The organism is Demequina sp. NBRC 110055, assembly GCF_002090135.1.
Classification (GTDB): Bacteria; Actinomycetota; Actinomycetes; order Actinomycetales; family Demequinaceae; genus Demequina.
On the sequence record NZ_BBRL01000005.1, the window covers coordinates 196980 to 210606 of the forward strand.

Annotated in this window: 15 protein-coding genes; 12 read left to right on the top strand and 3 right to left on the bottom strand. The window is 68.9% G+C overall.

What is annotated here, in order from left to right; translation table 11 throughout:
- Nucleotides 1–90 precede the first annotated feature (90 nt).
- The 3 genes from B7K24_RS06785 to B7K24_RS06795 all read right to left on the bottom strand — a co-directional run bounded on the left by B7K24_RS06785 (nucleotide 91) and on the right by B7K24_RS06795 (nucleotide 2975).
- Nucleotides 91–1407 carry a sensor histidine kinase gene (locus tag B7K24_RS06785; RefSeq protein ID WP_084129428.1) on the bottom strand — a complete coding sequence of 439 codons (1317 nt, stop codon included), beginning with the start codon at nucleotides 1405–1407 and terminating at the stop codon, nucleotides 91–93.
- Nucleotides 1404–2120, bottom strand: coding sequence for a LytTR family DNA-binding domain-containing protein (locus B7K24_RS06790; protein WP_084129429.1), 717 nt, complete (start codon nucleotides 2118–2120; stop codon nucleotides 1404–1406). Before B7K24_RS06790 ends, B7K24_RS06785 begins: the two co-directional genes overlap by 4 nt.
- Nucleotides 2121–2285: 165 nt before the next feature.
- Complete coding sequence (locus tag B7K24_RS06795) at nucleotides 2286–2975, bottom strand: SOS response-associated peptidase (protein WP_084129430.1); 690 nt, start codon at nucleotides 2973–2975, stop codon at nucleotides 2286–2288.
- A 50-nt stretch (nucleotides 2976–3025) separates the two neighbouring features.
- On the opposite strand from B7K24_RS06795, the gene B7K24_RS06800 reads away from it, so the two are divergent.
- The 12 genes from B7K24_RS06800 (at nucleotide 3026) to B7K24_RS06855 (ending at nucleotide 13512) form a co-directional block, all read left to right on the top strand.
- A complete protein-coding gene (locus B7K24_RS06800; RefSeq protein ID WP_084129431.1) occupies nucleotides 3026–3421 on the top strand; it encodes an NUDIX domain-containing protein in 396 nt (131 codons plus the stop codon).
- 73 nt (nucleotides 3422–3494) lie between these two features.
- Nucleotides 3495–4721 carry a CpaF family protein gene (locus B7K24_RS06805; RefSeq protein WP_084129432.1) on the top strand — a complete coding sequence of 409 codons (1227 nt, stop codon included), beginning with the start codon at nucleotides 3495–3497 and terminating at the stop codon, nucleotides 4719–4721.
- Between the two features lie 2 nt (nucleotides 4722–4723).
- Nucleotides 4724–5581 carry a type II secretion system F family protein gene (locus B7K24_RS06810; RefSeq protein WP_084129433.1) on the top strand — a complete coding sequence of 286 codons (858 nt, stop codon included), beginning with the start codon at nucleotides 4724–4726 and terminating at the stop codon, nucleotides 5579–5581.
- The gene (locus B7K24_RS06815; protein ID WP_144268186.1) at nucleotides 5578–6501 is read left to right on the top strand and encodes a type II secretion system F family protein; all 924 of its coding nucleotides are present in this window, start codon (nucleotides 5578–5580) and stop codon (nucleotides 6499–6501) included. The genes B7K24_RS06810 and B7K24_RS06815 overlap by 4 nt, the downstream gene beginning before the upstream one ends.
- Nucleotides 6502–6537: 36 nt before the next feature.
- Entirely contained in the window at nucleotides 6538–6726 is a 189-nt protein-coding gene (locus tag B7K24_RS06820) for a hypothetical protein (RefSeq protein WP_084129434.1), read from the top strand.
- The gene (locus B7K24_RS06825) at nucleotides 6698–7096 is read left to right on the top strand and encodes a TadE/TadG family type IV pilus assembly protein (protein ID WP_084129435.1); all 399 of its coding nucleotides are present in this window, start codon (nucleotides 6698–6700) and stop codon (nucleotides 7094–7096) included. Before B7K24_RS06820 ends, B7K24_RS06825 begins: the two co-directional genes overlap by 29 nt.
- Nucleotides 7096–7590, top strand: a complete 495-nt coding sequence (locus B7K24_RS06830) for a hypothetical protein (protein WP_084129436.1) — start codon at nucleotides 7096–7098, stop codon at nucleotides 7588–7590. Before B7K24_RS06825 ends, B7K24_RS06830 begins: the two co-directional genes overlap by 1 nt.
- A complete protein-coding gene (locus tag B7K24_RS06835) occupies nucleotides 7587–8051 on the top strand; it encodes a pilus assembly protein TadG-related protein (RefSeq protein ID WP_084129437.1) in 465 nt (154 codons plus the stop codon). The genes B7K24_RS06830 and B7K24_RS06835 overlap by 4 nt, the downstream gene beginning before the upstream one ends.
- A 152-nt stretch (nucleotides 8052–8203) precedes the next feature.
- Entirely contained in the window at nucleotides 8204–8818 is a 615-nt protein-coding gene (locus B7K24_RS06840) for an excalibur calcium-binding domain-containing protein (RefSeq protein ID WP_144268187.1), read from the top strand.
- A gap of 193 nt (nucleotides 8819–9011) precedes the next feature.
- Nucleotides 9012–11282, top strand: coding sequence for a formate C-acetyltransferase (pflB, locus tag B7K24_RS06845; RefSeq protein ID WP_084129438.1), 2271 nt, complete (start codon nucleotides 9012–9014; stop codon nucleotides 11280–11282).
- Between the two features lie 14 nt (nucleotides 11283–11296).
- Entirely contained in the window at nucleotides 11297–12226 is a 930-nt protein-coding gene (gene pflA / locus B7K24_RS06850; RefSeq protein ID WP_084129439.1) for a pyruvate formate-lyase-activating protein, read from the top strand.
- 98 nt (nucleotides 12227–12324) lie between these two features.
- Complete coding sequence (locus B7K24_RS06855) at nucleotides 12325–13512, top strand: GGDEF domain-containing protein (RefSeq protein ID WP_084129440.1); 1188 nt, start codon at nucleotides 12325–12327, stop codon at nucleotides 13510–13512.
- Nucleotides 13513–13627 lie beyond the last annotated feature (115 nt).

The following is a 13627-nucleotide window of genomic DNA, read 5'->3' on the forward strand; positions in this document are numbered from 1 at the left end:
CGGTGCGCGCACGTGTCAAGTCAAGCGGGCATCGGCTACGGAAAAGCCGCCCGGCGCATGGATTGTCGCGCTGGCTGCACGACCTGCGTCTCAGCGCTTGGCGACGGGAGCAGGCAGCAGGACGCGTAGCACGAACCAGCCGTCCTCGACGCGGGCGGTGAGGGAGCCGCCGTAGCGCTCGGCGGTGGAGCGCATGTTCTTGAGCCCATAGCCGTGGTGGCGGGAGTCGCCCTTGGTGGTGACCGGCATGCCGTCGGCCAGGCGCAGGCGGCCGGGGAAGTAGTTCTCGACCCGGATCACGGTGAAGCTGTCCTGGCGGTGGATGGCGACGCGGATGAGGCGCTGTTCGGCATCGGGAAGCGCCGAGACCGCCTCGATGGCGTTGTCGAGCGCGTTGCCGATGATGGTCACCAGGTCCATGGCGTCGACAAAGCTCACGGCGGACCCGTCCGCGACGATCGTCATCGTGATCCGGTAGCGGTCGGCCTGCTTCTGCTTGGCGGTGAGCATGGTGGTGAGCACCGCGTTGCCCGTCTCGAGGGTCGAGGTCTCGAAGCCGCGGATGGACTCCTCGAGTTCGTCCATGTAGCGAGCCCGCTCGCCCGCGTCCTCCTCGGCCCTGATCGCGTGGATGTAGTGCTTGAGGTCGTGATACTTGCGATTGACCTCGTCGATGTCGTGCTTGGACTGCAGGTAGTTTTCGCGCTGGTTGGACAGCATCATCGACACGGTCGCGACCTCTTGCGAGCGGTACAGCTCCAGGCGCTGACCGCGCAGCGCAAAGAGGATCACGAACCCGCACAGGTCCACGAGGGTGCGGATGTAGAAGACCTCGGGGTCCAGGCGACCCGAAAAGGGTGTCGATGTCGTGACGAAGGACAGGTTCGACATCAGGAACGTGACGGTCGCGACGGCGACGACCGAGATTAGCGTGCGTGCGTCGACGGGGAGCGGGTGGTCTTGCGGAAAGTGGCGCCGCTCGGCGACGTGGGCCCCCACGAAGACGCCGAGGTAGATGCCGCCGAGCAGGACGTATTCGAGCGAATGGCGGTCCTCGAGTCCAAAGAAGAACACGTGGAGCTGCCACTCGAAGGACGCGACCAGCTCCGCGAGGACGAAGGCACGGGCGGTGAGGTCGCCCGCCTCGCGGGGGCGCACGTCCGCGACGGCGAAGATGAACAGGTACATGCCGCCCGCGGCCATCGCCATGCCGAGGACCCACAGTTCGAGCGGTAGCGAGGCGGCTAGATACTGGATGCCAATCAGTGCGGGCAGTGCGGCCGCACACGCGGCGACCATAGCCCACCGGTTGAACCGCGGCCTCATCAGCAGGATGTAGACGAGGCATGCCGACCATTCCGCGAGACCCGTAAATAGCCTGGGGATGTCGGGGAGGGAGTCGATCATCTCCTGGTCCGGCTGTCCACGTGGTCGGTGAGGGCGTCGAGGAATCCCTTGCGCCGCGGACGGCTGACGGCGAGTTCCTCGCCGCCCGTCATGACGCAACTGGTGGGCTCGACCGAGGTGACGTGGCGCAGATTCACCAGGTAGCAGTTGTTAGAGCGGTAGAACCCCTTGCCCTCGAGCTCTTCCTCGACGGCCTTGAGGGTGCCAGAGAAGACGTACTCGGAGTCCAGGGTGTGCACGGTGATGCGGTGCTTGACGGACTCGACGTAGACAATGTCGGGGGTCGTGATGCGTGCCACCCTGCCGCCCACGGACAGCATGACCGCGTCGTCGTCGCTCTTGTTCAGGCGCGTGAGCGACCGGGTGAGTTCTTGCGCGAAGGCGAAGTACGGCACCGGCTTGACGAGGTAGGACAACGCGTCGACCTGGTAGCCCTTGATCGCGTACTGCGCCATGTTGGTGACGAAGATGATGATGACCTCGGGGTCCACCTCGCGGATGCGGTGTGCGGCCTCGAGCCCGTCCATGCGTGCCATCTCGACGTCGAGGAAGAGGATGTCGAACCGGGGGCGATAGCCGGCGACCAGGTCGGCCCCATCGGAGTACTCCGTGGTGGCGAACTCCGTGCCGTGTTCCTCGGAGTAGCGCGCAAGGTGATGGAGAAGATCGACGCGGTTGGACTCGACGTCCTCCGCGATACCGATTCTGATCACGCTGCTCCTTGGGCTGCCACCTCGCACGATGGTATCAATCACACCCGCGCGCCCCTCCACCGGCCCCCGCGTCCACCCCGCCGCACCTCCGCCCCGTGCGCCGCAGTGGACACTCACTGCGCCCCCGCGCACCTCGGCGCTTCCTGGTGGACGCCCAGCGCGGTCTCAGACGGGCTCGACGTTCTCCGGCGCGTTGTTCGTCGGCGAGCCCACCGCCTTGCGGACCGGATGCCACGCGAGGTCGGGTGCCGGGGCAGCGATCACGTCGAAGAGGGTGCCCTGGTCGGCGTCGCGGTCCAGCCACGCGTCGAGCGCCTCGCGCGTCATCATGACGGGCTGGCGGTCGTGGATGTCCTGCATCGGGCCGCGCGCTGCGGTGGTCACGATGGTGGTGGTGACGAGCCACGGGGCGTCGTCGCCCAGGGACTTGTCCTTCCAAAACTCGTACAGGCCCGCGAAAGCGAGGGGGGCATCGGCCGTCGGGTGAATGTAGAACGGCTGCTTGCCGTCAGCCGAGGTCTGCCACTCGAAGTAGCCGCTGGCCGGCACCACGCAACGGCGCTTGGCAAATGCGGAGCGGAAGGACGGCTTCTCGGCGATCGTCTCGGAGCGTGCGTTGATCATGCGCGCGCCCACGGACCGGTCCTTGGCCCAGCTCGGTACCAGCCCCCAGTGCGCCGCCTCGAGCCGCCGGCCCGGGTCGTCGGCCTTTCCCGGCACCACGATCGCCACCTGCTGCGTGGGCGCGATGTTCCATGAGGGGTCGAAGAGGCGAGGGTCGTCGGCCGCCGTCGCGATCGCGAAGTGGTCCATGAGCTGCTGCTCGGTGAGGAAGTTTGCGTAGCGCCCGCACATGCGGCCATCGTCGCACGGCCGGTCGGCTCGCGCGTGAGAGGGTCATCTCCATGCCCACACCTATCGTCGTCAGCGCTGTGGTCCTTCGCGATGCCGAGGGCCGTGTCCTCACGGTCCGCAAGCGCGGCACCGAGCTGTTCATGTTCCCCGGCGGCAAGCACGAGCCGGGGGAGAGCGCAGCCCAGGCCGCCGTCCGCGAGACGCACGAGGAGCTGGGAGTCGAGCTTGAGCCGGCGCTTCTTACGCCGCTCGGCACCTTCGTGGCCGCCGCCGCGAACGAGGATGGATACGAGGTCCACGCCGACGTTTTCGCGCACCCGCCTGTCGTCATCGGCGAACCGCTCGCGGAGATCGAGGAACTGCGCTGGGTCGCCCCGGACGCGCCCACCGTCCCTCTCGCGCCTCTCCTGCGCGACCACGTTTTCCCCGTGCTCGCCGCGCAGTAGAGATCCGCCGGTTTTCCCCAGGGAAACCGCTTCCGGTGGCAGGCTCGCGCCCGCGCGGCTACGTTCGGAGACCATGACGGCCGAGCCGGTCACTCGTATCGAGTCCGACGTGCGGCGCCGCATCCGGGAGTCCGGCATGGACCCCGCCCGCGACGTCGCCGGCGTTCGCGCGCTGGTGATGGAGGAACTCGCGGCCTGGGATCGCCGCGCGCTCGCGGGCAGCGAGGTGCCGGTGGCCGATGCCGCGGGCACCGCCAAAGCCGTCCTCGACAACGTCGCGGGGCTGGGCCCGCTGCAGCGCTATCTCGATGACCCGGAAGTCGAGGAGATCTGGCTCAATTCTCCGTCGCAGGTGTTTGTGAGCAGGCGCGGCGCGGCCGAACTCACCACGACGGTGCTCACACAGCCGCAAGTTGAGGACCTTGTCGAGCGGATGCTTGCGAGCAGCGGTCGCCGCCTCGACCTCAGCAGCCCTTTCGTCGACGCGACCCTGCCGGGCGGCGAGCGCCTCCACGTCGTCATTCCGGATGTCACCCATAGGCATTGGGCCGTCAACATCCGCAAGTTCATCGTGCGAGCAAGCCACGTGGACGACATGGTCGAGTTGGGCTCGCTCACGCGTCAGGCCGCGACGTTCCTCTCCGCGGCGGTCGAGGCGGGCCTGAACACTGTGGTGTCGGGAGCGACGCAGGCGGGCAAGACCACCATGGTCAACGCGCTCGCGGGGGCGATCCCGCCGCGCGAGCGCGTCGTGTCGTGCGAAGAGGTCTTCGAACTGCGCCTGCCCGGCCGTGACTGGGTGGCGCTCCAGTGCCGCCAGCCCTCGCTTGAGGGCACGGGTGAGATTCCGCTGCGACGCCTCGTGAAGGAGGCGCTGAGGATGCGCCCCAGTCGCATCATCGTGGGCGAGGTACGCGAGGCCGAGGCGCTCGACATGCTCGTGGCACTGAACGCGGGTCTTCCAGGCATGTCGACCATCCACGCTAACTCGGCGCGCGACGCCATCGTCAAAATGTGCACCCTGCCGCTACTCGCAGGCGAAAACGTGTCGGACCGGTTCGTGGTGCCCACCGTGGCATCGGCCCTCGACCTCGTGGTGCACCTCGACATGGACGCCCGCGGTGCACGGCGGGTGCGCGAGATCGTGGGCGTGACGGGCAGGGTCGAAAACGGTGTGGTCGAGACCGCCGATCTGTTCGCTCATGACGGTGAGCGCCTGGTGCGCGCGGGCGGCTTCCCGCCGGGCGAGGAGCGCTTCGTTCGCGCCGGTTTCCGCGTCGAGGACCTCCTGGGGATCTGATCATGGGCGCGCTGTGGGGACTCGTCGCGGGGCTGGGAGTCTTCATGGTGTGGTGGTCCTTCTGGGCGCCGCCACTTGAGCCACGGCGGGCACCGGCCTGGCACGCGTCGCTCGGCGACCGGCTCGTGCAGGCCGGCGCGGGTGCCGTGACGCCCGGAGCGCTGATCGCTACCGCGGCGGGACTCGGGCTGGTCGTCGCGCTGCTCATCACAAGCCTGTCCGGCTCGGCCGTGGTGGGCATCGGACTAGGAGTCCTCGCCGCCCGCGGTCCCTTCGCCCTCGTGGGGATGCGGGCGCGTCAGCGTGCGGACGAGTCGCGCCGACTGTGGCCCGACGTCGTCGATTCCCTCGCCTCGGGCGTACGAGCGGGTCTGACGCTGCCCGAGGCGGTCGCCCAGGTCGGCACGCGAGGACCCGATGCGCTGCGCGAGCCGTTCGTCCTGTTCGGGGAGGACTATCGTGCATCCGGCCGCTTCCACGACAGCCTTGACCTGCTGAAGGCGCGTCTAGCCGACCCGGTTGCGGATCGCATCGTCGAGACCCTCAGGCTCACGCGTGAGGTGGGCGGCACGGATCTGGGGCAGACCCTGCGCACGCTGGCAGAGTTCTTGAGGGCTGATGCTCGGGTGAGGGGAGAGATCGCGGCTCGCCAGAGTTGGACCGTCAATGCGGCACGACTTGCTGCGGCGGCACCGTGGGTGGTCCTCGCGATGCTCTCCTTCCGCGGCCAGAGCCTCGCGGCGTACAACTCGGCCGCGGGAGTCACGGTGGTGATCGCCGGAGCCGCCGCCACCGTGGTCGCGTACCGCCTCATGGTCCGGGCCGGACGACTCACGTCGGAAGAGCGGGTGCTGCGATGATGTGGCAGGCGATCGCGGTGGGGCTGGGATTCGGAGCGGGCGTCGCGCTCATCGCGGCATGGGTGCGCGCTCGCAGGCCCAGCCTTGCTCTCCGTATCGCCCCCTACGTGCGCGCGTCGACGGCGGACGAGATCCGGCGGCGCTCGGTGACGGTCTCCCCGCTGCCGACGTTGGAGCGGATTCTCGCCCCTATGGTCCGCGACGGGGTGCGTCTCCTGGAACGGTACGGCTCGCCGTCGGACCAGCTGCGACGCCGCTTGCGCAGATCAGGCGCGACGACCACGGTGGAGCAATTCCGGGCACAGCAGGTGATCTGGGGCATCGCCGGCCTGCTGGCGGGGCTTGCCCTGGCGTTGCTTCTCGCTGCGGCGCGGGGAGCGTCCGTCGTCTCGCTCACGATCCTCGTCGTGGTGGCTGCCGCGGGCGCGATGCTCGCCCGCGACGCGTGGCTCACGCGCGCGATCAAGAAGCGTGAGCGCCGCCTGTTGGCCGAACTTCCCACGGTGGCCGAGATGCTTGCGCTTGCCGTCGGTGCCGGGGAGAGTGCCGTCGCGGCATTGGATCGCGTCGCGCGCCTCACGCATGGGGCTATGTCGGAAGAGCTCGCGAAGGCCCTGGGTGAGGTTCGCGCGGGGGCGCGTCTGCCGGCGGCGTTGACGGGCATGGCCGAGGCGACTGAACTTCCCGCCATGACCCGCTTCGCCGAGGGCATCGCGACGGCCGTGGAACGCGGCACGCCCCTGGGCCAGGTGCTCCGCGCTCAGGCGGCCGACGTGCGTTCGCGCGGGCACGAGGCGCTCATGGAAGAGGGAGGCAAACGGGAGATCGCGATGCTGGTCCCCGTCGTGTTCATCATCTTGCCCATCACGGTTCTTTTTGCGGTGTTTCCGGGCCTGATGACTCTCAGGTGGGGGCTGTAAGCGGAAGTCACACACGAAAGAGAAAAGGGGAGGAAGATGAAGAAGAAGTGGATGGAAGCGATCGCCGCCCGCGTGGCGGACATGCGCGATGATCGCGGCGATGTGCCCGGCTGGGTGTTGATCACACTCATGACGGCTGGGCTCGTGGCCGTGATCTGGGCGATCGCAGAGCCGACGTTCGCGGGCCTGTTCGATGATGCGATCGACGGCGTCACCGGGGGCTGACCTTCGCGACGACCGTGGCAGCGCTCCCGCAGAGTTCGTCATGATCGGCACCCTCGTGGTGCTGCTCGCGCTCGCGTTGCTCCAGGTGGTCCTGGCGCTGCACGTGCGCAACACCTTGATCTCGAGCGCGCACGAGGGCGCACGCCATGCCGCCACCGCGGACCGGGAGCCCGCCGACGGCGCAGACCGCGCGTTGGAGGTCGCGCACCAGTCATTGCCGGGTGTGGAGGTGCGCGCCGACGGCGCAACGGTGAGTATCGACGGCGCCGAGGGGGTTCGCGTGACGCTGAGTGCCCCGGTGCCCGTGATCGGCACCTGGGGGATGGGGGACATGACCGTCGAGGCGCGGGCGCTCGAGGAGGGGCGCTAATGGCGAGCCCTCGCGACGGCCTGCTTTCCCGAGTGCGCCGCCGCACTACGTCGGACGAGGGCTCCGCCCTCGTCGAGTTCCTCGGCGTCACCGTGCTCGTGATGATTCCGCTCGTCTACCTTGTGGTCGCGTTGTCGCACGTGCAGGCGGGCTTGTACGCGACCGAGGCGGCCGCGCGTACCGCCGCCAGGGCCGCCGCCACGAGCGGAGTGGACGCGCTGATCGCCGGGGACAGTCGCGAGGGCGCTTGGCGCGAGGCGAGTGCCCATGCGGAAGCCGCGACCCACGTGGTGGCCGAGGACTTCGGCGTGGGCGCCCTCGACGTCAGCCTCGCGTGCGAGGGGGAGTGCCTGAGCCCGGGCTCGGTGGTGGTCGCGGACGTCACGGGCGATGTCTCGCTTCCCGGGGTGCCGGCGGCCGTGCTTGAGGTGACGCCGTTGTCGGTCACGCTCACGGCCCGTGGCGCCTCACCGATCGATGGGGTGGGGCCGTGACGCCCGCACGCTCGTCGAGGCTGTCCGAGCACTGGCGCGACGACGAGGGCTCGATGGCGGTGTGGTCACTCGGGTGGATCGTGGTCATCGCGCTCGCGGTCTTTGTCGTGGCCAGCGCGACCCAGGTGCACCTCGAGCGGCTGAGGCTTATCACCCTTGCTGATGAGGTTGCCTTGGCGGCGGCCGATGCCGTGGATGGCCCCTCGTATTACGGGAGTGGGGCCGCGGTGATCGCCCTCGACGATGAGGCCGTGCGGGCGCACGCCGCGAGCCGCCTTGCGGCCGATCCCTCCCGTCCCTGGATCACTGAGGTCAGCCTGATCGACGCGTCCGGGTCCGACGGCCAGTCCGCCCGCATCGTCCTGGGTCGCACCGTGCATCTGCCGTGGCGCATCGACGCGCTCGCGCCCTGGAGCGACGGCATCGCCATCACTGCGACCGCGACCGCCAGGGCGAGTTAGGTCCACCGCGAGGACTTTCGCTTCCTTGGGTCCGCGCGTAGTCTCAGCCGCACACGGGGGACCGCGGGGCAAGGACGTGCCGCACACGGGGAGCGGTGGAGCTCTCTGTGAGTCCCCCATGTGATGCGTCTTCAAGTCTGAGGGGACTGAGCATGAGTATCAAGAGTGCCTTTGCGCGCCGTTCTGTTGTAATTCCGACCGCTGTCGGTGTCGCCGCATTTGTGGCTGGGGTGATCGTCGCCCCCAGTGGCGATGTGACGGCATCGCCCGAGTACACGGCGCTGGAGGATCGGGTCGCGCAACTCGACGGCGATCTCACTTCAGCGCAGGCCGCCCTGGCGGATGAGCGGGAAGCTGCGGCGGATCTGGCTGCGGACATTGAGGCCGTGGATGAACTCAGGGCCGAGATTTCCGCGCTTGAGGGCGCCGCCGCCGATGCGGAGGCCCAAGACGCTGCGATCGATGCTCTCGAGGCGCAGCTCGATGACGCGGCGGTATGGGAGGGGCGCGCGGGCGATCTTGAGTTGCAGGTGGCGGCGCTCGAGGAGGATCTCGAGCAAGCGCTACAGCGAGCCGACGAGGCTGAGGCCGCCGCTGTGGTGACGCAGGCGACCACCAAGGAGTCGGCGACGGCCAGCTCCGGTACGGACCAGCGATACCCGTATTGCAAGGATCTTCCCTCGGGCTATGGCCCCTATGTGAAGGGCGTCGATCCCGAGTACGACTGGTACCGCGACAACGATGGTGACGGGGTGGTCTGCGAGTAGGTCCTGGCGTAGCTCTCGCGCCTCTCCCGTGACCCCGGCGAGCGCCGCGCGCGGTCGCATCCGCCGCCGGCCGTCCGGAACGGGACCTTCGGCCCGCGAAAACGGGCATCCGGGCTCGTACTTTCGAAGTGTGGCTCAACGGATGCACCGCGGAGACACCGCCCGCGCCGTTGGGCAGAGGGAGAAAACCGACATGACCGCCACCGACCCCCGGACCGCCGAAGACACCATCGCCTACTCCACCGAGTGGCGCGGATTCGAGCGGGGACCTTGGTCAGAGGGCATCGACGTGCGAGGGTTCCTGCAGGCGAACTACACGCCCTACGAAGGCGACGCCAGCTTCCTCGCCGGTCCCACCGAGCGCACCACCCGCGCCTGGGAATCGATCACCGCGATGTTCCCGCAAGAGCGTGAGAAGGGCGTCTACGACGTCGACGCTCACACCCCGTCCACCATTACCTCCCACGCCCCGGGTTACATCCGCGAGGGCGAGGACGTGATCGTCGGCCTGCAGACCGACGCTCCGCTGAAGCGCGCGATCATGCCCAACGGCGGCTGGCGCATGGTGGCCAAGAGCCTGGAAACCTACGGCTACCCCGTGGACCCCGAGCTCGAGACGATTTTCTCGACCTACCGCAAGACCCACAACGACGGCGTGTTCGACGTCTACCCCCCGAACGTGCGCGCCGCCCGCTCCTCCCACATCGTCACCGGCCTGCCCGACGCCTACGGCCGCGGCCGCATCATCGGCGACTACCGCCGCGTGGCGCTGTACGGCGTGGACGCCCTCATCGCCGGCAAGAAGCGCGAGCGCGCCCTGCTGGACATGGAGCGCTCCGTCGAGGACGTCATCCGTGACCGCGAGGAGAACTCGGAGCAGATCAAAGCGCTGAACGAGCTCAAGGCGATGGCGAAGAGCTACGGCTACGACATCTCCGGCCCTGCCAAGGACTTCCGCGAGGCTGTGCAGTGGCTGTACTTCGGCTACCTTGCCGCGGTGAAGGAGCAGAACGGCGCCGCGATGTCGCTGGGCCGCACCTCGACGTTCTTGGACGTCTACGCCCAGCGCGACCTCGCCGAGGGCACGCTGACCGAGACGGACGTGCAGGAGATCGTCGACGACTTCGTCATCAAGCTGCGCATCGTCCGCTTCCTGCGCACCCCCGAGTACGACAACCTGTTCTCGGGCGACCCGACGTGGGTGACCGAGTCCATCGGCGGCATGGGTGACGACGGCCGCACCCTCGTCACCAAGACCTCGTTCCGCTTCCTCCAGACCCTGTACAACCTGGGCCCGGCCCCCGAGCCGAACCTCACCGTGTTCTGGAACGTCGCGCTGCCGCAGGGCTTCAAGGACTTCTGCGCGCAGGTGTCGATCGACACCTCGTCCATCCAATACGAGTCGGACGACCTGATCCGCTCGCAGTGCGGTGACGACGCGGCCATCGCCTGCTGCGTGTCGGCCATGGAGGTCGGCAAGCAGATGCAGTTCTTCGGCGCTCGCGTCAACCTCGCCAAGGCGCTGCTGTACGCGATCAACGGCGGCCGCGACGAGGTCTCCGGCAAGCAGGTGTCGCCCGCAGCGGCACCCATGGCCGGCGAGGTCCTCGACTACGACCAGGTCGTCACGGCCTTCGACAAGACCATGGACTGGCTGGCCGAGACGTACGTCGACGCGCTCAACTGCATCCACTACATGCACGACAAGTACGCGTACGAGCGCATCGAGATGGCGCTGCACGACAAGGAGATCCTGCGCACCATGGCCTGCGGCATCGCCGGCCTGTCGGTCGCGGCTGACTCGCTGTCCGCCATCAAGTACGCCCAGGTGCGCCCCGTGCGCGACGAGACCGGCCTGATCACGGACTACGAGATCACCGGCGAGTTCCCGACCTACGGCAACGACGACGACCGTGTCGACGCCATCGCCGTGGAGCTCGTGCACCGCTTCATGGACAAGGTCCGCCAGCAGCAGACCTACCGTGGCGCGAAGCACACGCAGTCGGTGCTGACTATCACCTCGAACGTCGTCTACGGCAAGGCCACGGGCAACACCCCCGACGGCCGCCGTGCCGGCGAGCCCTTCGCCCCGGGTGCCAACCCGATGAACGGCCGCGACACCCACGGCATCGTCGCCTCCGCCCTGTCGGTCGCGAAGCTGCCCTACGACGACGCCCAGGACGGCATCTCGCTCACCACGACCGTGGTGCCCGCGGGGCTCGGCCGCGACAAGCCCGAGCAGGTCAAGAACCTGGTCGGTGTGCTGGACGCCTACGCCATCGAGCACGGCTTCCACATGAACGTCAACGTGCTCAACCGCGACACCCTCGAGGACGCCATGGAGCACCCCGAGAACTACCCGCAGCTGACCATCCGCGTCTCGGGATACGCCGTGAACTTCGTGCGGCTCACCCGCGAGCAGCAGCTCGACGTCCTGTCCCGCACGTTCCACGGTTCGCTGTAGGAGGCGACTGCATCATGACCGCCACCGTCCCCGCCCGGGTGGCTGCCGCATCGGCCACGAGCACCGGCACCACGAAGGCCGCCGAGCCCGAGGCCGTCCCCGAGCCCATCACCATCGCCGGCCCGTCGCTCCCCATCGTGGGAGCGGCGGGGCCGAGCGCCGGCTCCATGCGCGATGCCGACGAGGAGATGCGCCACGGCGTGCGCCACACCAAGGGTGAGGAGGGCACCATCCACTCGTGGGAGCTCGTCACCGCGGTGGACGGACCCGGCACCCGGCTGACGTACTTCCTGGCCGGCTGCGCTCTGCGCTGCCTGTACTGCCACAACCCCGACACGTGGATGATGCGTAATGGGACCAGGGCCACGGCGGACGAGATCCTCACCCGCGTGCGCCGCTACTCCCACGTCCTCAAGGCCTCCGACGGCGGCCTCACCATCTCCGGCGGCGAGCCGCTGCTGCAGCCCGACTTCGTCGCCCGCATCTTTCGCGGCGCCAAGGAGATGGGCATCCACACGGCTCTCGACACGTCCGGCTTCCTGGGCGCCCGCGCCTCGAACGAGCTGCTCGCCGACACCGACCTGGTGCTGCTCGACGTAAAGTCGGGCGACCCGGCCACCTACAAGAAGGTCACGGGCCGCGCGCTCCAGCCCACGCTCGACTTCGGTCGGCGCCTGTCGGCTCAGGGCGTGAAGATCTGGGTGCGCTACGTGCTGGTGCCGGGCCTCACCGACGACGCCCACAACGTCGACCTGGTCGCCGACTATCTCGCCGAGCTCGACACCGTTGAGCGCGTCGAGGTGCTGCCTTTCCACCAGATGGGCCGCGAGAAGTGGCACGCGCTGAATGAGCCGTACGCGCTCGAGGACACCAAGGCCCCGGAGCCCGCGCTCGTCGCGCGGGTGCGCCGCCAGTTCGCCGAGCGAGGGCTCACGGTCTACTAGCAGACCCGCCCCGCGGGCGGTCGTCCAGCCGGCCGATGCCACACTCGCCCGTGTCGGGCCGCCTTCCGCCGCGCTCGCGCTGGCTCTAGGCTCTGTCCATGCTCGACCTCGACACGCTGCGCTTCGTCCAGGCGTGCGTGGGCGTGCTCACCTTCATCCTGGTGTTCTTCGGCACCTATCTGCCCTCACGCGCCCCGTACGCGGGGTGGTGGAGCCTGGTCGTGGTCGCCTCCTCCCTGAGCACCGCGATGTATGGGCTCACGGGCGCCTCGTGGGGATGGCTGACCGATGCCGTGGGCCACGCGCTCGCGGTGCTCGCCGCGGCCTTCGCGTGGGTCGCGGCGCGGTCGCTGCGCCACCTCACCACACGGCCCGTCGCGATCGCCGCCGCGCCCGTGGCGGTCCTGGTCTTCTCCACGCTGCTGCCCCGTCACGAGGGTGTCCTGGCGGGCACGCTCGCGCTGCTGATCGGCATGGCGGTGATGTTCGGGCTGGCCGGCGCGCAGTTATGGAACCTCGCGAGCGAGCACCGGCGCGCGCCCGCCGGCGGCGCGGGAGTGGGAACCCACCACGCCGTGGTCTCGGTCGCGCTCGCGGCCAGCGCGATGTCGCTGCTCTATGCGATCCGTGCGGCCGTGTTCCTCGTGCTGGGTCCGCTCGACCCCTGGTACGTCACCTGGACCGGGCCGGCGATCACGACGGTCGTCATCACTCTCACCATGGTGGTCGTGACGTATTCGGTGACCGAGCTGTCGCGCTTCGAGATCTCGGAGCGGTGGCGCCGGCGCGCGATGCGTGACGACCTCACCGACCTCCTGCACCGCACTCCGTTCATGGAGCAGGGCCAGGCGGTCCTCGATGCGCCGCACGGTGGTGCGTCGTACGTCGTCGCCGCCGACTTCGACCATTTCAAGCAACTCAACGACGCCCACGGTCACGCCGAGGGCGACCGCGTGTTGCGCGCCTTTGGTCACGCGTGTCGAGCCCTGCTGGCGGAGCGCGACCTCGCGTGCCGCCTGGGCGGCGAGGAGTTCGCGCTGCTGCTGGCGGAGACGGACGCCGATGCGGCCCTGGCGCTGACGAGTGAAATCTCGGCGGCGGTGCGGCGGGGATCTGCGCCCGATCAACGGGCCGCGACCATCAGTTTTGGCATCGTCGCGGCGCGCCGAGGTGAGCGCCTGGAAGACGCCATGGAACGTGCCGATCGGGCCCTCTACGAAGCCAAAGCCGCCGGGCGCGACCGCGCCGTGGTGCATGTCGACGACCTCCCCCAGGCGGGCGCGTAGGTCGGCCGGCTGGCCAAGCCGGCCACCGCATCGGCCGCATCCAAGCCCACTCACCCGGGACAAAGGCCCTGGTAGGACGAATGTCCTACGGGACAAAGGCCTCATGTGACGCGTC

Excerpts from the sequence above, each read along its gene's own strand:
- B7K24_RS06785 (WP_084129428.1), bottom strand. The coding sequence starts at position 1,407 with ATGATCGACTCCCTCCCCGACATCCCCAGGCTATTTACGGGTCTCGCG.
- B7K24_RS06795 (WP_084129430.1), bottom strand. The coding sequence starts at position 2,975 with ATGTGCGGGCGCTACGCAAACTTCCTCACCGAGCAGCAGCTCATGGAC.
- B7K24_RS06800 (WP_084129431.1), top strand. The coding sequence starts at position 3,026 with ATGCCCACACCTATCGTCGTCAGCGCTGTGGTCCTTCGCGATGCCGAG.
- B7K24_RS06805 (WP_084129432.1), top strand. The coding sequence starts at position 3,495 with ATGACGGCCGAGCCGGTCACTCGTATCGAGTCCGACGTGCGGCGCCGC.
- B7K24_RS06810 (WP_084129433.1), top strand. The coding sequence starts at position 4,724 with ATGGGCGCGCTGTGGGGACTCGTCGCGGGGCTGGGAGTCTTCATGGTG.
- B7K24_RS06815 (WP_144268186.1), top strand. The coding sequence starts at position 5,578 with ATGATGTGGCAGGCGATCGCGGTGGGGCTGGGATTCGGAGCGGGCGTC.
- B7K24_RS06820 (WP_084129434.1), top strand. The coding sequence starts at position 6,538 with ATGAAGAAGAAGTGGATGGAAGCGATCGCCGCCCGCGTGGCGGACATG.
- B7K24_RS06825 (WP_084129435.1), top strand. The coding sequence starts at position 6,698 with ATGCGATCGACGGCGTCACCGGGGGCTGACCTTCGCGACGACCGTGGC.
- B7K24_RS06830 (WP_084129436.1), top strand. The coding sequence starts at position 7,096 with ATGGCGAGCCCTCGCGACGGCCTGCTTTCCCGAGTGCGCCGCCGCACT.
- B7K24_RS06840 (WP_144268187.1), top strand. The coding sequence starts at position 8,204 with ATGAGTATCAAGAGTGCCTTTGCGCGCCGTTCTGTTGTAATTCCGACC.
- pflB (WP_084129438.1), top strand. The coding sequence starts at position 9,012 with ATGACCGCCACCGACCCCCGGACCGCCGAAGACACCATCGCCTACTCC.
- pflA (WP_084129439.1), top strand. The coding sequence starts at position 11,297 with ATGACCGCCACCGTCCCCGCCCGGGTGGCTGCCGCATCGGCCACGAGC.
- B7K24_RS06855 (WP_084129440.1), top strand. The coding sequence starts at position 12,325 with ATGCTCGACCTCGACACGCTGCGCTTCGTCCAGGCGTGCGTGGGCGTG.